The following is a 16,148-nucleotide window of genomic DNA, read 5'->3' on the forward strand; positions in this document are numbered from 1 at the left end:
CGTACGCCGGTGGGGGCACCGGCTCGCGCCCGCGCGCCAGCCGGTCGGCCACCGCGCGCGCCTGCCGCTGCACCGCCGCGAAGGTGTACCCCGTCGCCGGGCGCGTCGCCCCGCCCGCCGTCCCGATCCGGTACACCCCGGAACCGGCCCGCCGCCCGAACACCGCGTCCGTCATCGGGATCGCGCCCTGCTCACTGCCCGTCACCTCGTACGCGCCGACACCGAGCACCTCGCTCACGTACCGGCGCAACTCCCGCTCGTACGCGGCGCGCCCGAGCCGCTGCCGCGAGAACTCGGTGTACTCGACGAGCGCCTCGCGCGGCCCGAGCGGCAGCACGTAGCAGAAGGAGAGCCCCCGGGCGGGCTGCGGGGTACGGAAGTCCATCAGGTCGACCACGTCCGGGGTGAAGACCGGCGCGGCGGTCCGCAGGAACCATCCCCGGAAGTGCTGCCACAGCAGCGTGCGCGCGGCGGGCAGCGGCGACACGGGCCGCGAGTCGAAGACCCACCGCGCGCGGACGGCGAACTCACGGTCCCGCGGGTCCCGCGCCCGGACGAGCGAGCCACCGGCCCCCGGCGTGATGCCGACGACGGTGCCCCGGACGAAGCGCGTCCCCTCCGTACCGGCCAGCCGCTCCCGCACCCCCGCCTCGAACACCGGCGAGCGCAGCATCTTGTACCGCGTCCCCGGGAGCCGCCGGGGGAGGACCTCGCCGCCCGCCCCCACGAGCCGCAACCGGTCCCAGGACGCGGTGAGCATGTCGTCGTAAGGACCGTGCGCGGCCTCCCACCAGCACCACGTCCGCGTGACGGGCCGCAGCCGCGCGTCCGCCGCGTCGAGCACCACCACCGGGGCGGCACCGGGAGCGTGCTCCGCCAGGGCGAGGGCGAGACTGAGCCCCGAGGCTCCCGCCCCCACGATCACCACCTCGGCCCGCTCCACCACACCTCCGCCCGGACACCGTCCGCCCAGCATCACGCACGACCACCCGCGCGGGCGGCCAACACGCACGGAGCACACGGCGGGTGACGGCGCCACGGGTGACGCCGCGACGGGCGACGAGCACACGGGCCCAGCCGCGGCCGGGCCACCGGATGGCGCTTTCTCGACCCTTACTACGGGTTTCGGAGTGCTCGCAATCGGTAGCGGTCACGAAGGAACGTTCGCTTCCGGTCACAATGGGGCGCTTTCCGCTACCGGAGGCGGCCGGTGGAGCGGCGGCGACGCGTCAGGGGCCGTTCGTCGTCGGGATTGGCGCGGAGCACGGGGTTGACTCGATCGCATACCGGCGGAAGGGCTGCTCCTTCCGGCCAACTGGTTGCCCCGGGCATCTATTGTTGTGAGGATTCGGGACACGGAGCCTTCACCACGGCATCCCTCGCACGGCACCACCCCTCACACTCGCGGAGGCAGGTATGACCGAGACCGTGTCGCACTCACCGGAGGACCTTGACGAGTTCCCCATGCCCCGGGCCGCCACGTGCCCCTTCGACCCGGCCCCGGCCCTGCGGACCCGACAGGTGGAGCCCTCGTTGTCCCGGGTGCGCATCTGGGACGGCAGCACCCCCTGGCTCGTCACCCGGCACGAGCAGGTGCGTGCCCTGCTCGCGGACCGGCGTCTCAGCTCCGACGTCACGCGCCCCGGTTTCCCGCACGTCAGCCCCGGCTCCAAGGCGGGCAGCGAGATCCGCCGTTCGTTCCTCAACATGGACGACCCGGAGCACTCCCGCATGCGCCGGATGGTCACCGCCCCCTTCGCCATCCGCAAGATGCGGGAGCTGCGGCCCGCGGTCCAGCGCATCGTCGACGGCCTGATCGACGACCTGCTCGCCGGGCCCAAGCCCGTCGAGCTGGTGCAGGAGTTCGCGCTTCCCGTGCCCAGTCTGGTGATCTGCGCGCTCCTCGGCGTCCCCTACGCGGACCACGACCTCTTCCAGCGCCACACCAAGGTGCTCGTCCGCCGCACCTCCACGCCGGAGGAGGTGGCCGCCGCCTCCACCGCCCTCACCGACTACCTCGAAGCCCTGCTGGCCGAGAAGCAGACGCACCCAGAGGACGACCTGCTGTCCGACCTCGCCACGCGCCAGGTGGTCACGGGGCAGCTCAGCCGGCGGGACGCGGCCAGGACGGGCGTCCTGCTGCTGGCCGCCGGCCACGAGACCACGGCCAACATGATCGAGCTGGGCACCCTCGCGTTGCTGCGGAACCCGGACCAGCTCGACGTCCTCCGCGCAGGCGACGACCCGAAGACGGTCGCCGGCGCCGTCGAGGAACTCCTGCGCTACCTGACCATCGTGCACAGCGGACGCCGCCGCGTCGCGCTGGAGGACATCACGTACGCGGGCGTGACGATCCGGGCGGGCGACGGCATCGTCCTGGCCGGCGAGACCGCCAACCGCGACCCCGACGTCTTCCCCGACCCGGACCGGCTCGACCTCGGCCGCGACGCCCGCCGCCACGTCGCCTTCGGCTTCGGCGTCCACCAGTGCCTGGGCCAGCCGCTCGCCCGCATGGAGCTCCAGGTCGTCTACAGCACCCTGTACCGCCGCGTCCCCACGCTCGCCCTGGCCACCGGCATCGAGCGACTGGAGTTCAAGCACGACGGCGCCGTCTTCGGCGTCTACGAGCTGCCCGTCACCTGGTGAAGCCCTCCCGCCCCCACGAAAGCGAGACCGCCATGCACGTGGAAGTCGACCAGCTCAAGTGCGTCGGGTCCGGGCAGTGCGTCCTGCTCGTACCCGAGGTCTTCGACCAGGACGACGACGGCATCGTCGAACTGCTCGACGCCGATCCGTCCCCCGATTACCACGACGACGTACGGGAATCGGCCGCCATCTGCCCCGCCACCGCCATCCGGCTGGCACCGAGGTAGCCACCCGCCCGCGCGCCGCACGGCCTCGTGGCGGCCGCTGCCACGACCGCCCCGCCGCGGGCGTATCCACCGCGCGGACCCGCCGCTCGACGCGGGCGCGCCCGGGCCTCCGGTTGCCGGTCGGCGGCCGGTGGGTGAGGTTAAGAGGGAGATCCACCTGCCCGGAGGACGTCCGCGTCCGCACGGCCCGCGCGACTTTCAGGAGGCATCATGAGCAAGCCCGACTACGAGCAGGAGGGCCCGGCCGACGGCGGCGCGGCGGGTACGCCCGGTGTGCATGACGGCGGTGCCGATGGTGCGGCCGAGGGTCCGGCGGATGGTGGTGCGGCGGGTACGCCCGGTGTGCATGACGGCGGTGCCGATGGTGCGGCCGAGGGTCCGGCGGACGGTGGCGCGGCGGGCAAGCCCGGCGTGCACGACGGCGGCGCGGACGGTGCGGCCGAGGGTCCCGCGGACGGTGGCGCGGCGGGCAAGCCCGGTGTCCACGACGGCGGCGCCGACGGCGCGGCCGACGGCTCTTGACCACTGAGGGGAACGAGGTGTTCCAGGACGCCGGTGTCCACGCGGACACCGGCGTCCTGGAGTCGCGTCTCACCAGCCTCGGCCGGGAGGAATTCGCCCGCGACGTGTGGGGGCGGATGCCCTCCCTCACCCGCGGGGCGAGCGACTTCTCGGACGTCTTCTCGTCCGCCGCGGTGGACGAGCTGGTCTCCCGGCGCGGACTGCGCACCCCGTTCCTGCGCGTCGCGAAGGACGGAGCGACGCTCCCCGAGTCGTCCTTCACCGCCCCGGGCGGCGTCGGCGCCACCGTCGCCGACCAGCTCGACGACACCGCACTGTGGCGCGCCTTCGCGGACGGCGCCACACTCGTGCTCCAGGCCCTGCACCGCACCTGGGAGCCGGTCGGCGCGTTCACCTCGCGGCTGGCCGCGGAGCTGGGACACCCGGTCCAGGCCAACGCGTACGTCACCCCGCCCCAGAACCAGGGCTTCGACGCCCACTACGACGTGCACGACGTCTTCATCCTCCAGATCACCGGCACCAAGCGGTGGCTGATCCACGAACCCGTCGTCACCGCGCCCACGCGCGAGCAGCCCTGGACCGGGCACCGGGCCGCCGTCGCCGAGGCCGCTTCCGGCGCGCCCGTCCTGGACACCGTCCTGGCACCGGGCGATGTGCTCTACCTGCCGCGCGGCTGGCTGCACTCCGCCGTGGCGCAGGGAGCCGTCTCCGTGCATCTGACGCTCGGCGTCCACCCCTGGACGCGACACGCACTGGCCGCCCAACTCGCCGAGACCGCCCTCGCCACGCTGCGCGAGGACCCCGCGATGCGCGCGTCCCTCCCGCTCGGCGCGGAAGGACCCGACGGAGAACTGGAAGAGGTCCGCGCACGACTCGTCACCGCGCTCACCACCGCCGACCCGGCCCCGCTCTTCGCCCGTACCCGCCGCGCCCAGGGCCGCCCCGCGCCCCTGGGACCGCTCGCCCAGCTCGCGGCGCTCGACGCGCTCACCGCCGACACCCGCGTACGGCTGCGCGCGGCGCTGGAGCCACGCCTGAGCGGCGAACGCCTGTGGACCCGCGTCGGCTGGCTCGACCTCGCACCCGCCGAACTCGCCGCCGTCGGACGGCTGCTCGACGGCGAGGCGCACCCCGCGCGGGACCTCGGAACGACCCTCGTACGCCGCCTGCTGCGCGCGGGCGTCCTCGTCCCCGACGCACCCTGATGGCCGAGAACCTGGCGCGGTTCTTCTGCGCCGAGGCCGCGCGGGCGCGAGGCGACTCGCTCGCGGGAACGGCGCCGCACGGACGCGTGTGGGTACTGATCGAGCACCCGGGAGGCTGGCCGCCCAACGGCTTCGAGGGCGCCGGCCTCGAACCCGCCGTCGCCGACCGGGTGTTCGCGGCGGCACGAGCGCGCAGGGCCCGCCTCCTGCTCGTGCGGCGCCCCGGCCGCCGCCGCGCGGGACCGCGCCGCTGGGCGGTGCTGCACCACGACGCGCGCGGAGCGCACCGTCAGACCTGGGGCACGTGGCAGACGGACGCGGACCTCGACGGCGTCGTGGACGCGCTGCACGGTCCCGGAACGACGGGACACCCGCCCGTCGTGCTGGTCTGCGCGCACGGGACACACGACGTGTGCTGCGCGGTGCGAGGACGCCCCGTGGCCGCCGCCCTCGGAGCGCGCCACCCCGATCTCGTCTGGGAATGCACGCACCTGGGCGGGGACCGCTTCGCCGCCAACGTCGCCGTCCTCCCCGACGGCGTGTACTACGGGAACCTCGACGCCCCCTCGGCCGTGACGACGCTCGCGGACCACCTCGCGGGACATGTCGGCGCCCGGCACCTGCGCGGCTACACCGACCTGCCGCCACCCGCCCAAGTCGCCGTCGCCGCCCTCCTCGCACGCCACGGCCCCGCCAACCGGCAGGCGTACGAGATCGTCGGCACCGAGCGTGCGGACGGCGGCTGGCGCGTACGCGTGGCGGGCGCACCGCCGCACCCCGAGCTGAGCGAGGTCGAGGTACGCGCCCACCGCACCGCCCCCCACCGGCTGACCTGCCGGGGAGCGACCCCGAGCGCCTTCCTCGCGCACGAGGCCGTCGCCGTGCGCACGCTGCGCGGACCCGCGACCACACCCCACCCGGGATAAGAAGCTCGCGCCGAGAACGAAGTCCTTCCGGCTTACGGCGGCAGCCCGGGGCCGTGCGGAGCAGTACGCCCCCTCGCACGGCCCCGGACCGCCGCGCCTCGTCCGGAGCGGACGAAACGCGCGGTCCGGCCGTCAGCGCACCGACAGCCGTACCAGCCGCGCCGCCCGGTGACCGTCTCCGCCCTCCACGCGCACCGCGACGTAGCGGGCCGTCCCGCGCACGCGCAGCGCCCGGACGCGACCGCGCCCCGAAGCGCGCCCCCAGTCCTGGTAGGCGATGCCGTCGGCACTGCCCTCGACGCGCAGGCCGGGTATGTCGCCACCGGTCCACTCCGCCTCGATCTCCCCCACCGGGAGCGCCGCGCCGAGGTCCACGACGAGACGGCCGTCCTTCCCCGGCCGCCACGAACTGCCCGGGTCCCCGTCGACCGCCGCGGACGGCTCCGACATGCCCGCGGGCAGCGGGCTGGTGGGGAAGACCGTGCGGCCCAGCGCCAGATCCTCCACCGGATACGCCGTCGCCCCGTGCAGCCGGACCACCACCGGCCGACCGCCGGAGCGCACCGAGACCACCGCGGTCCGCCCCTGCGCGCGCACCCGTACCCGGCAGGAGGCTCCCGAGAGCCGCAGCGTGGCCCCGTCCTCGACACTCACCCGCAGCCCCGAAGGCAGCGCGCGCCCCGAAACCGGAACGAGCGTGAACCGCGGCGCCAGCAGCAGCGCCCGACCGGCGGGCAGCTCGCTCTCGTGGACGATCCCGTCCCCGGTCACGGTCTGCGTCCCCGCGAAGACGTACCGCTCCGCACCCTCCTGCGGCACCGAGACACGAGTGCGCACCTCGTCCGCGGAGAAGTTGAACAGACTCAGGTGCTCCTCCACGTACGCCGCCCGCACTCCCGCGTGCTCGGCCGACGGAGCCTTCCGCGCCACCAGCGCCTTCAACTGCTCGGCGGAAGCGGTGGGATGCCCCTCGATCACGACCGGGGCGGCGGGACCGTCGCTGAGCACGAGCGCGTCGTCGTAGACGGAGACAGGGTGGCCACGGTCCGCGCCGCGCACCACGAGACCGGCGCGGCCGTCCACGTCGAGCCAGCCGCCGTGGCTCCGGGCCCGCGCCGCCGGATAGACGGCGAGATCCTCCCACCGCTCCCCGTCGGCCGAGCCCTGCACCCGGTAGCCGCGCCCCGCCGCGGTCTCCCAGCGCAGCGTCACCTCCCCGACCTCCCGCGTGGCACCGAGGTCGACCGCGAGCCAGCTGTCGGCCCGCTTGCGGTCCGCGGTGGCCACCGCCCAGCGGCTCGCCCCGTCACCGTCCACGGCCAGCTCCGGCCCCATGCCAGAAGCCGCCGACGAGGCCGTCGCCTTGCCGCCGCGCGCCAGATCCTCGCCACCGGCCTCCGTACGCGCTTCGAACGCGAACAGCGAGTAGCCGTACGACGGATCGGGACGCACGCCCTGCATCCGCAGGTGCCGCACGGCGGTGCGCGGCACGTCGAGCGTATCGACCCGCCCGCCCGCCGCCGGCGCGCTCGACCCGTCCTGCGCCTCCACCTTCACCGAGCCCTCCGCGAAGCGGAAAGTCCGGGCTCCACCGAGCCCTGCCATCCCCGGCATGGTGAGGTTGTACACCTCCAGATGCCCCTCGCCCGCCGCCGTACCGCTGCTCGCGTACACGACGGCGCCGGAACCGAGCGTCGTGAACCCCGCCCAGCCGGTGTCCAGACGGAGCAGCGTCGCGCTGCCGTCGAAACCGTCCCGCACCTTGGTCCAGGTCTCCACCGCGCGGCCCGCGACCGTACCCGCGGTCGAGGGCAGGAACATCGGGGTACCGCCGCTCAGCTTGAACAGCCAGTCGTCGTGCCTCGGCTGCCAGGCGAACTTCACGAAGCCCGGCTTGCTGACGGCCGCCGCCCACGCCGCGGGGGACTGGTGCGAGACGAGCCCGGGCCCGGTACCGAAGTCCGTCACCCCGGACGCCCGTGCGAAGAACTCCTCACGGGACAAGGGCCGCACGGGAGTGTGCGCCGTCCACACGTGCAGCAGATAGCTCAAGGCGATCTCGGCGCGCGCCTCGGGCTCGTACTTCGGCTCGCCGGAGAACTTCGCGAGCCTGTAGCGCGGCGCGTACTGCTGGTACGCCTCCAGGCGGGCGGCGAGTTCGGCCTCGGCGCGGGCCGCCGCACGGTCCCCCTTCACCCGGGCGAGGAAGGCGAGCGGGATGACGTCGCGCCCGTAGAGGTGCTCGCGGTCGTTGACCATCGGCATCAAGGGCTCGCCCGCGTCGCTCATGACGCCGAGCAGGGTCCGCCACAACGGGTCGGCGTTGGGCTGCTTCGTCAGCACCTCCGGCAGCGGAGCGCCCGCGGCCAGGAAGTGCGCGGAGTTGCGGCCCGAGGTGCGCCACAACTCCTCCTGGTAGTGCGGGCCGAAGGAGCCGTGGTTCTCCACGATGAACGTGTCGTAGAGATTGCGCGCGGTGTTGCGGGAGACCGGCACCCCGTCCACCAGCGCGGGGTTGGCGAGATCGGCGGGCGGCAGACCTGCCTCGTTGCGCGACCAGGTGCCGAAGCGCTCGCTCCACGCCGCGTGCCGGGCATCGTCGCCGGCCCAGGCCAGGGCGGGGGCGAGCGACTGCGTGTAGACGCCCATCTCCTCCAGCTTGGTGTCGCCCTCGAATCCGCCGGTCAGGCCGTGCGGGGTCCAGGAGCCCGAGGCCGGGTCGTCCCCGGTACCGAGACCGTCCGTGTATTCCGCCTGGCCGCGCAGGAGCGCGTCGACGTGGGAGCGGGTCGTCGCGTCCAGCTCGGACCACAGGAGCTTCGCGGCCATGACGAAGTACGACTGGAAGGTGGTGTCGAAGAAGAGCGTGCGGCCCCACTGGTCGCCGCCGGTCAGGCGGTTGGAGGCGGCGAAGTGGCGGATGGTGGCGAGGGTGCGCGTCCGCAGAGTGTCACGATCGACGCCGGTCCGCTCGCTGTCGTAGCTGCCCTGGGTCAGCAGTACGGCATTGCCGAGCACGACGGCGAAGCCGAAGTCCTTGTCCGTGTAGTAGCCGCGGGCCGCGTCCCACTGGGTCTCGGACCACCGGGTGTGCTCGGCGAGGACGCGGAGGTAGGTGGCGGCGATGTCGTCGGGGGCCGTCGAACCACCGGCGACGGGCCCGGCGGCCGCCGCCTGAGCCACCCCGGCACCGGCGGGCAGAGCGGCCAGCGCACCGCTCGCGGCGAGGAGTTGGAGGAAACGTCGGCGGCCGACCTGGGCGGGGTGGTGCGACACGGCGGGGGCCTTCCGTTCGGACAACGTTGTCAAAGCGCATTCTTGACACGCCTCCGGGCGGGAGTCAACGGCTGCGTCGACAGCACATGGGCAGGGCTTTCCCGACGTGGGTCCGCTCGGCGACGCCCCTGTCACGGCACACGCCTGCGGACGAGCCGTCAGCGAGGACGAGCGGCTGACAGGTGGGGCGCGCACCGGTTCGCGGGGCATGGGCGGCCGAAACCGGCACGGGCGGCCGCCCCGCGTATGCGGGCCGCCCGCCCGCCCCACCGCTCAACCGCGTGTCGGCATGCCCTCCCGGTCGACGTGGACGCCGTTGACGGTGAGGGTCCCGTCCCGGTGCACGCCGACCTTCGCGGACATCGCCGCCGCGAGGTTCAGCCGCTGCCAGCTGCCCGGGGCACCGTCCTCGTCGAGGGCGTACCCCGACGGGAGCTGGGTGGCGGCCAGGACGGCGCGGCGCTGCGTGGCGGACAGCTTCGGCAGGGCGGTGCGCAGAAGGTCCTCGGCACCCGCGGGCACGGCCGGAGGGCGGCCTTCCGTACCGATCCGTGGGAAGCCGTAGGTCAGCCGGTGGGTGTAGACGTCCACCGCCTCACCGGTGGGCAGATAGGGCCGGTCGTGCGCGATGCACTGCGCGAGGGTGCCACCGGCTCCCGACTCACGGCACTTCTGCGCGAGCACGGCCCGCAGTTCGTCCTGCGCCTGCTCCAGCAGGGTGCGGAACCCCGGGTCGGACCAACGGCCCTGCGCGGTCCGTTCCCCCACGATCCGGCCGCCCATGATGTCGGTCGGGTAGTGGAAGGCGAGCAGGATGCGGTGCTCTCCGTACTCGGAGGCGCGCGCCAGGATCTGCGGAGCCAGCTCGGGAAGCAGCGTGGCCAGCACGATGCCCTGTGCGTAGCCGTGGCTCGTGTGCCCGCTGGGGAAGGAGCCGTCCTTCGCCAGGCCGTCGTAGCCGCCCCGGCTGTCCCACGGCTTGACGAGACCGTCCTCGTCGGCGAAGCCCATGCGGACGAAGGGGCGTTTGTACTGGTAGTTGTTCTTGGCCGTTTGATACCAGTCCGCCGAGGAGCCCGGGGTGTGTTCGACGCGCCCGGACAACAGCGCTTCGGTACGCGGCAGTTCGCCGTTCTCCAACGCCTGTGAGTAGAGCGCTCCGAGGCGGGTCCCCAGGCCGTCGGCCATCGTCCGGTAGGGACTGCTCCTGCCGTCGATCAGTGCCTCGTGCACCTCGGGATCGGTGGCGTCGGCCGGCGCGTTGTTGATGTCGATGACCGTCCGGTCGTTCAGGGCGGTCAGCTCGTCGTAGGTCGTGCCCGGGGGCAGGGCCTCGTTCGCCCCCATGAGGGACGGGGTGTCGCGCGCCGCGGTGAACGGGCGCAGCAGCCACGTGAAGTAGTCGCCGCCGTCGGGAGCGGCGGGCAGCCGGTCGGAGTCGTGGACGGTGCTGAGCTGCTCGTCGGTGAAGGGAAGCGAACCCTGGGCCGGGACCAGGGAGTCGAGCCGGAAGTAGGCGTCCGAACTGGTGCGATCGCACTGGTGCACCTCCACGGCCAGCGTATTGGTGCCCGCCCGCAGGGCGGAGGCCGGGACGACGAAGGCGGTGCGCAGCGGGTCACCCTGCCCGGAGGTGCCCTCCGGGGTCTGGTACTGGAGGTTCTTGGTGATCGCCCCGTCGTTGCGTCCCGCGAGGCGTCGGCCGTTGAGGTAGACCGTCACCGTGTCGTCGTGGACGACGGTGCCGACGAGCCCGCCGCTCGCGTCGATCGTCGCCCGGTCCATGGTGAAGTCGGTGCGGAAGAAGTACGCCTCGACGGTGTCGCCCGTGGAACCGTCCTTGTGCAGGTTCAGGCGGGTGCGCACGGGGAAGTCCGGACCGAGGTCCGTGCCCTGGTTCTTGACGCCGAAGGGACCGGTAGCGGTCTTCCATGGCACGCCACCCGGCGGCGAACCGGGCCGGGTCCAGGCCGTACGGTCCGCGTTCCCGGCCGCAGGATCGACGTCCGGCGCGTCGAGATAGTCCCAGGTGGCGGACGCGTCGAGGACGGGCTTGCCGAGCCGGATGTCGTCGATCCAGCCGGAGATCCGCGAGCCGGCCTTCGCCGCGGGATCGTCATAGCGCAACCTGACCTCGGTGACCCGCCTCCCGGCGAGGGCACCGAGGTCGACGGAGACAGTGCGCCATCCGTCGGGGGTCGCCGCCGGTTCACCGCTCCTTCCGGCCTGCGGGGTGGTGAGAACGCGCGTATGCCGTCCGTTCGCGTCGGTGTGGACGAGGTCGACACTCACGTGGGCCGAGGCGGCGTCCTGCGGCCGGACCGCCCAGCTCAGCGTCGCGCCCTCGCCGAGAAGCACGTCGAGGCCGGACCGCAGCACCACCGACGACCGCGCCGGGCCCGCCTTCGGGACGCGGCCCGCGTACCGCAGCGCGTACGAACCATCGGCGGCCCCGCCCGAGTCGGCGTTCTCGACAGAGACACCGAGCGGTGAGACCCCGCCGTCCGCGAGACCGCGCAGGGTCCAGTCGGCGAGCTGGAGCTTGGTACGGTCGCCCGCCGCGCCCTCGCACCGGTCGGCGCAGGTGTCCGTGAGCCGCAGTTGGTAGTAGCGATACTTGTGCGCGGCCTCCAGCGCGTAGAAGTTGCTCTGCCCGCGAGCGGCGAACCGCTGGTCCTTCTCCTCGCCGAGCGCCCTCCACGAACTGTCGTCGGCGTTCTCGGCCGCGGAAGCGCTGTTGCTGCCCAGAACGGTCCAGGCGGCCGGGTCACGTGGCGGAGCGTCGTTGGCGGAGGTGAGGGAGTACCCCGACAGCACCTGTGCCGAGCGCAGGGCATAGATCACGTGGACCGGCCGGGCATCCGTCGGCCGGCCGCTGCCGCTCGCATACCACTTGGTCGAGCTGTCCTGGTCGAAGAGACTGTCGACGTTCTCGTCGACGCTGGTGGCGTTGGCATGATCCGAACGCGCTGCGGCCACACGGCTGGTGGGACCCGCCGTCTCGCCCCGCACGTTGCGGGCCGTCCCCGCCGCCGGGAAACCGGCGGGCCGCGACGTCCCGGGCTCGTACGAGGCGGACCAGTAACCTCCCGCCCGTGGAAGCTCGTTCGACAGACCACCGGCCGCGACCGCGACAGGCTGCCCGCCCAGCGGCACCAGCACCAGAGCGGCGAGTACCGCCACGAGTCCACGGCCGGATCTCCCGAACACGCCCACCCACCCACTTCCCGGCGTTGTAGACAACGTTGTCAGCACATACGAGCGTGAGGCCATCCACCAGAGCTGTCAATGCTCACGTCACCGCAAATTCCCTTCCCGGCAACCGAATTGAGTGCACATCCCCGACCGGGAAACGGCACGAGGGCACGCGCGGTGCGCGAACACCGTCTGGTGCCGGACCCGTGTTCCGGTGCCCAGGGCGCCTCTGAGTAGCCCCGTTGAGTAGCACCGCCCATGCGGCAGAAGCGGCCGGCGAAGCAGGCTGTGCGTACGGCGTCGCGGTGCACGAAGCACCCGGCGAAGAGGACCACCAACGGTCACTGCATGAGGAGTTCAGTAATGTCGAAGCGCCTTGTCGTCTCGTCGCTCGTCGGAGCCGCCGCCCTCGTCGCCGGCACTGTGGTGGCGGTTTCCTCGGCCGACGCCGCCGTACCGGCCAAGCCGGAGATCTCGAAGGCCACCGCCCACTACACGGGCTCCGCCACCGGCGGAAGCGCCTCGCTCGTCTTCACCGCCACCGTGGCCGACAACTCCGGGGTGAAGAGTCTGCGGGTACTGGCCTGGCCCGCGAGCTCCAAGCTCGCACCCACGGCCGGCGAGATGCGGACCGTCGAGGAGGCCACGTGCAAGACGACCTCCGCGACGACCTCGGTGTGCACCTACAGCGTGAAGAGCTCGCCCAAGGAAGCCACAGCGCTCCCCAAGGGCACCTGGTACGTGTCCGCACTCGCCACGGCCAAGGACCACGACACGACCTTCGCACCCAAAGCAGCCACCTTTACGGTCAAGCACTGAGGGCGCTGGCCCGCGGGCTTGAGGATCACGGCCTGTGCGCACATGCGCGCACGGGCCGTCCCCGCCGGGAACTGTCGCCGCGACGCTATGGGGGGGCTATTCGGGTGACACCTGTGTCCCATGAGTGTGAGGCCCAAGGGAACATGGGGGAGTGGCATGTGTCGCCATCGATAAAGTCCCCGGCATGTCTGTCGTTATCGCAGGTGGTCATGGCCGCGTGGCCTTGATGGTGTCGCGTCTTCTCGCGGAGCGAGGCGAGCGGGTGGCTTCCGTGATCAGGCGCCGGGAACAGGCGGAGGCCGTTCGCTGCTCGGGCGCACGGCCACTGGTGGCCGACCTCGCCACCGCCACGGCGAGGGACCTCACGGGACATCTCACGGGCGCACAAGCGGTGCTTTACGCGGCCGGAGCCGGCCTCGGTGATGCCCCGGGGCGGCCCAACCCGGTCGACTACGACGGCATCGTGGTCTTCGCCGATGCCGCCGAACGAGCCGGAGTCCGCCGGTTTGTCATGCTCTCCGTGATGGGAGCCGACCCCGCCAAGCGCTACCCCGACAACGCGCTCGTGGAAACCTTCCTCCGGGCCAGAGGCCGCGCCGACGAGAACGTCCTGGCCCGCCACACGCTGAGCACGACGGTGGTCAGGCCCGCCTGGTTCCGCGACCGCCCCGGCACCGGCACGGTCAGCCTCGCCGCACGCACCGGAGAGGGCGACATCGCCCGTGAGGACGTCGCGGCCGTCCTCACAGCCCTGCTCACCACCGACGCCACCAGCCCCCGCGTCCTGGAACTCATCACCGGCCCCACCCCCATCCCCGAAGCGGTCACCCAGCACGTCCGCTCCCGCCTGGCCACGGGATAAGCCCAGCCTCCATTCACTTCGCCCGGGCCGACACTGCGAGCGGCGAGCCGCTTCTGCCCGTTCGTGCTGAGCCCGGTCTGATCCCTATCGGTGATCTCCCAACATCAACCTCGAACGGCGCGAGAAGGCGTAGTGGTCGTGCGACAGATACGGAAAGCAAGCCGGAACAAGGCTGTGCGTGGATTTCGGTTCACGCCTTCTTCCGACTGCCCGACGTAAAGCGCGCCTCATCAACGACCGCGAAGTAGCCAAGAGCGCGAGCTGCCGAAGGACTGCTCCACGCGTCCTCACCACGAAGGACGCGTATGTTGCCAATACGGCCGCAGCTTCCCAACCAGCCAGGAGAGCGATGATGGATACGCATGGTCATGCTCTCTGCGTGATGGCTTCAACCTTGCGATTTACGAAACCGTCTGGCAAGCCATTCGCTTTCGAGCCGAGCTACCCAGCAAATCCCACGCCAACGTGGGTTGTTCGGTGATGTTGCGTCGGTGGTCGCATAGCTGGCCTGGGCGGTGTCCTCACCTGACAGGAAATAGCCTTCCGCATCGTGTCCGTCGCTAACTCGGTTCGGAGCGCGCATTGCTCAGCGAGACCGCTTATGTCTCTGCGTGCCTCACGCAGTTTGGTGTGGCGCGGAGCGCGTCGCATCCGGGTCCGGGGCGCGGAGCGTCGCCGGACCCGGACCCGGGGCGGAGCCCGGGTCTTTGGCGACGGAGTCGCCAAGTTGCAGCGCGCCATGTAGTCGTCTGACGCTCAATATGTTTTCGAGTCGTGCCCGTCAGCAACTCCAGTTATAGCGTGGGTTGTTCGATGAGACCACTTCTGTCCTTGTGGACCAGTGCAAGTGGGGTGTGGCGCGGAGCGTCGTACAGGGCTGAAGCGCGGAGCGCGCCGGCCCCGGTTGGGGTGGAGTACGGAACTGTTGGCGACGGAGTCGACTAGGCGGTTTCGTTTGGATCAGCCGATCGTTGATCCTGGTGTGCCGTTGACCGACGCGCAGTGGGCGCGGATCGAGCCGTTACTCCCAGATCGGACTCCTAAGGAGGGGAAGATATGCACGACAACCACCCGAGCCTCCCGGAGTTCGAGAACGTCAGCCTGGAGGACAGCTACGTGCTGGACATCGCGGTCCACCCTGGTCTCCTGACCCTCAAACTCGACTTGTTGCTACTGCCACGACACCCCAGATACCGGGCCCCTCTACCAGGTGAACGTGCCTGCTTCCGACGGGCCACAGTGGTCTTCTCATCCGTACGTGCTCTGCACTGGACGGGCCAGAGTGTCGTCAAGGCGGCGATCGATGCGAGTGGCAGTGCCGACTACGGATCAGTCGATGCCCTGATCAGGCTCGACGAAGACAGCTACAAGATCCTGGGCGACTGGGGCGAGATCATCGTCCAGTCGAAGGCACCTTCCATGTCCATCGATCCGTCCCCCACCGATTGATCCAAACGAAACTGCCTAGTTGCTGCGCCTCGCCCCCGTGGGGGTGCCTTGTCTGACGCGCAATAGTCCTGGAATCGTGTTCGCTCCTAACTCGGCTTATAGCGTGGGTTATTCGGTGAGCCGTTTCCGTCTCTGCGTGGCTAGCGCAAGTTGGTGTGGCGCTGAGCGTCGTACAGGGGCTGGAGCACGGAGCGTGCTGGCGCCGGCTCTGGGGCGGAGCCCGGACGGTTGGCGATAGAGTCGACAAGTTGTTGTGCCCTCGTCTGACGCTCAATATGCTCCGCAGTCGCGCTGGCTATCAACTCTACGTATAGCAGGGGTTGTTCGGCGAGACGGCCGTTGCCCCTGCGCAGCTGGCGCAGTTCGGTGTGGCGCGGAGCGTCGCACCGGGGCCGGAGCGCGGAGCGCGCCGGACCGGTCCTGGGCGGAGCCCGGGACCCTTGGCGACGGAGTCGACAAGTTTCAGCGTGCCATGTAGTCGTCTGACACCCAGTATGCTTTGGCGTCGTGCCCAGAGCTAACTCCGGTCATAATGTGGGTTGTTCGGCGTACAGCCAATGCAGTTTGGTGGGGCGAGGAATGTCGCACAGGGGCTGGAGCGCCGGCCCCCCGCCCTGTGGCTGCGTCGTCGTCGGACGCGCAATAGTCTGGAATAGTGCGCCTTGCTAACTCGACTTATAGCGTGGGTCGTTCGGGGATACGGCCGCCGCTTCTGCGCAGCTGGCGCAGTTCGGTGCGGCGCGGAGCGTCGCACCGGGGCCGGAGCGCGGAGCGCGCCGGACCGGTCCTGGGCGGAGCCCGGGACCCTTGGCGACGGAGTCGACAAGTTTCAGCGTGCCATGTAGTCGTCTGACACCCAGTATGCTTTGGCGTCGTGCCCAGAGCTAACTCCGGTCATAATGTGGGTTGTTCGGCGTACAGCCAATGCAGTTTGGTGGGGCGAGGAATGTCGCACAGGGGCTGGAGCGCCGGCCCCCCGCCCTGTGGCTGCGTCGTCGTCGGACGCGCAATAGTCTGGAAT

11 protein-coding genes are annotated in these 16,148 nt (G+C 71.5%); 8 read left to right on the forward strand and 3 right to left on the reverse strand.

All coding sequences use genetic code 11. The features are described 5' to 3' along the window. The coding region (locus G3I42_RS13010) for a lycopene cyclase family protein (RefSeq protein ID WP_164285545.1) at positions 1–943 on the reverse strand (943 nt) is incomplete at its 3' end. Between the two features lie 473 nt (positions 944–1,416). Between G3I42_RS13010 and G3I42_RS13015 the strand changes: the two genes are divergently transcribed. From G3I42_RS13015 to G3I42_RS13035, 5 genes are all read left to right on the forward strand, one after another. Then, positions 1,417–2,646 (forward strand): cytochrome P450, encoded by a 1,230-nt coding sequence (locus tag G3I42_RS13015; protein ID WP_164285547.1) that lies wholly within the window; start codon positions 1,417–1,419, stop codon positions 2,644–2,646. 32 nt (positions 2,647–2,678) lie between these two features. Continuing rightward, positions 2,679–2,873 carry a ferredoxin gene (locus G3I42_RS13020; RefSeq protein ID WP_164285549.1) on the forward strand — a complete coding sequence of 65 codons (195 nt, stop codon included), beginning with the start codon at positions 2,679–2,681 and terminating at the stop codon, positions 2,871–2,873. Positions 2,874–3,083: 210 nt separating this feature from the next. Beyond that, positions 3,084–3,395 (forward strand): hypothetical protein, encoded by a 312-nt coding sequence (locus tag G3I42_RS38405; RefSeq protein ID WP_164285551.1) that lies wholly within the window; start codon positions 3,084–3,086, stop codon positions 3,393–3,395. Between the two features lie 17 nt (positions 3,396–3,412). Next, entirely contained in the window at positions 3,413–4,600 is a 1,188-nt protein-coding gene (locus G3I42_RS13030) for a cupin domain-containing protein (protein ID WP_164285563.1), read from the forward strand. Next, positions 4,600–5,526, forward strand: coding sequence for a sucrase ferredoxin (locus G3I42_RS13035; RefSeq protein ID WP_164285553.1), 927 nt, complete (start codon positions 4,600–4,602; stop codon positions 5,524–5,526). The genes G3I42_RS13030 and G3I42_RS13035 overlap by 1 nt, the downstream gene beginning before the upstream one ends. A 132-nt stretch (positions 5,527–5,658) precedes the next feature. On the opposite strand, the gene G3I42_RS13040 is transcribed toward G3I42_RS13035, so the two are convergent. Together G3I42_RS13040 and G3I42_RS13045 are read right to left on the reverse strand one after the other, a co-directional pair. Then, positions 5,659–8,802, reverse strand: coding sequence for a discoidin domain-containing protein (locus G3I42_RS13040; protein WP_343244537.1), 3,144 nt, complete (start codon positions 8,800–8,802; stop codon positions 5,659–5,661). A 273-nt stretch (positions 8,803–9,075) separates the two neighbouring features. Continuing rightward, positions 9,076–11,985, reverse strand: a complete 2,910-nt coding sequence (locus tag G3I42_RS13045) for a phosphatase PAP2 family protein (RefSeq protein ID WP_164285555.1) — start codon at positions 11,983–11,985, stop codon at positions 9,076–9,078. 375 nt (positions 11,986–12,360) lie between these two features. On the opposite strand from G3I42_RS13045, the gene G3I42_RS13050 reads away from it, so the two are divergent. The 3 genes from G3I42_RS13050 to G3I42_RS13060 all read left to right on the forward strand — a co-directional run bounded on the left by G3I42_RS13050 (position 12,361) and on the right by G3I42_RS13060 (position 15,127). After that, on the forward strand, positions 12,361–12,816 hold the full coding sequence (locus tag G3I42_RS13050) for a DUF5707 domain-containing protein (protein WP_164285557.1): 456 nt from the start codon (positions 12,361–12,363) through the stop codon (positions 12,814–12,816). Positions 12,817–13,000: 184 nt separating this feature from the next. Beyond that, positions 13,001–13,678, forward strand: a complete 678-nt coding sequence (locus G3I42_RS13055) for an NAD(P)H-binding protein (RefSeq protein WP_164285559.1) — start codon at positions 13,001–13,003, stop codon at positions 13,676–13,678. 1,056 nt (positions 13,679–14,734) lie between these two features. Then, complete coding sequence (locus tag G3I42_RS13060; protein WP_164285561.1) at positions 14,735–15,127, forward strand: hypothetical protein; 393 nt, start codon at positions 14,735–14,737, stop codon at positions 15,125–15,127. Positions 15,128–16,148 lie beyond the last annotated feature (1,021 nt).

The organism is Streptomyces sp. SID11385, assembly GCF_010548245.1.
Lineage (GTDB): Bacteria > Actinomycetota > Actinomycetes > Streptomycetales > Streptomycetaceae > Streptomyces.

What these genes read in the sequence shown, in the direction of transcription:
- G3I42_RS13015 (WP_164285547.1), top strand. Translation starts at nt 1,417, where the DNA reads ATGACCGAGACCGTGTCGCACTCACCGGAGGACCTTGACGAGTTCCCC.
- G3I42_RS13020 (WP_164285549.1), top strand. Translation starts at nt 2,679, where the DNA reads ATGCACGTGGAAGTCGACCAGCTCAAGTGCGTCGGGTCCGGGCAGTGC.
- G3I42_RS38405 (WP_164285551.1), top strand. Translation starts at nt 3,084, where the DNA reads ATGAGCAAGCCCGACTACGAGCAGGAGGGCCCGGCCGACGGCGGCGCG.
- G3I42_RS13035 (WP_164285553.1), top strand. Translation starts at nt 4,600, where the DNA reads ATGGCCGAGAACCTGGCGCGGTTCTTCTGCGCCGAGGCCGCGCGGGCG.
- G3I42_RS13050 (WP_164285557.1), top strand. Translation starts at nt 12,361, where the DNA reads ATGTCGAAGCGCCTTGTCGTCTCGTCGCTCGTCGGAGCCGCCGCCCTC.
- G3I42_RS13055 (WP_164285559.1), top strand. Translation starts at nt 13,001, where the DNA reads ATGTCTGTCGTTATCGCAGGTGGTCATGGCCGCGTGGCCTTGATGGTG.
- G3I42_RS13060 (WP_164285561.1), top strand. Translation starts at nt 14,735, where the DNA reads ATGCACGACAACCACCCGAGCCTCCCGGAGTTCGAGAACGTCAGCCTG.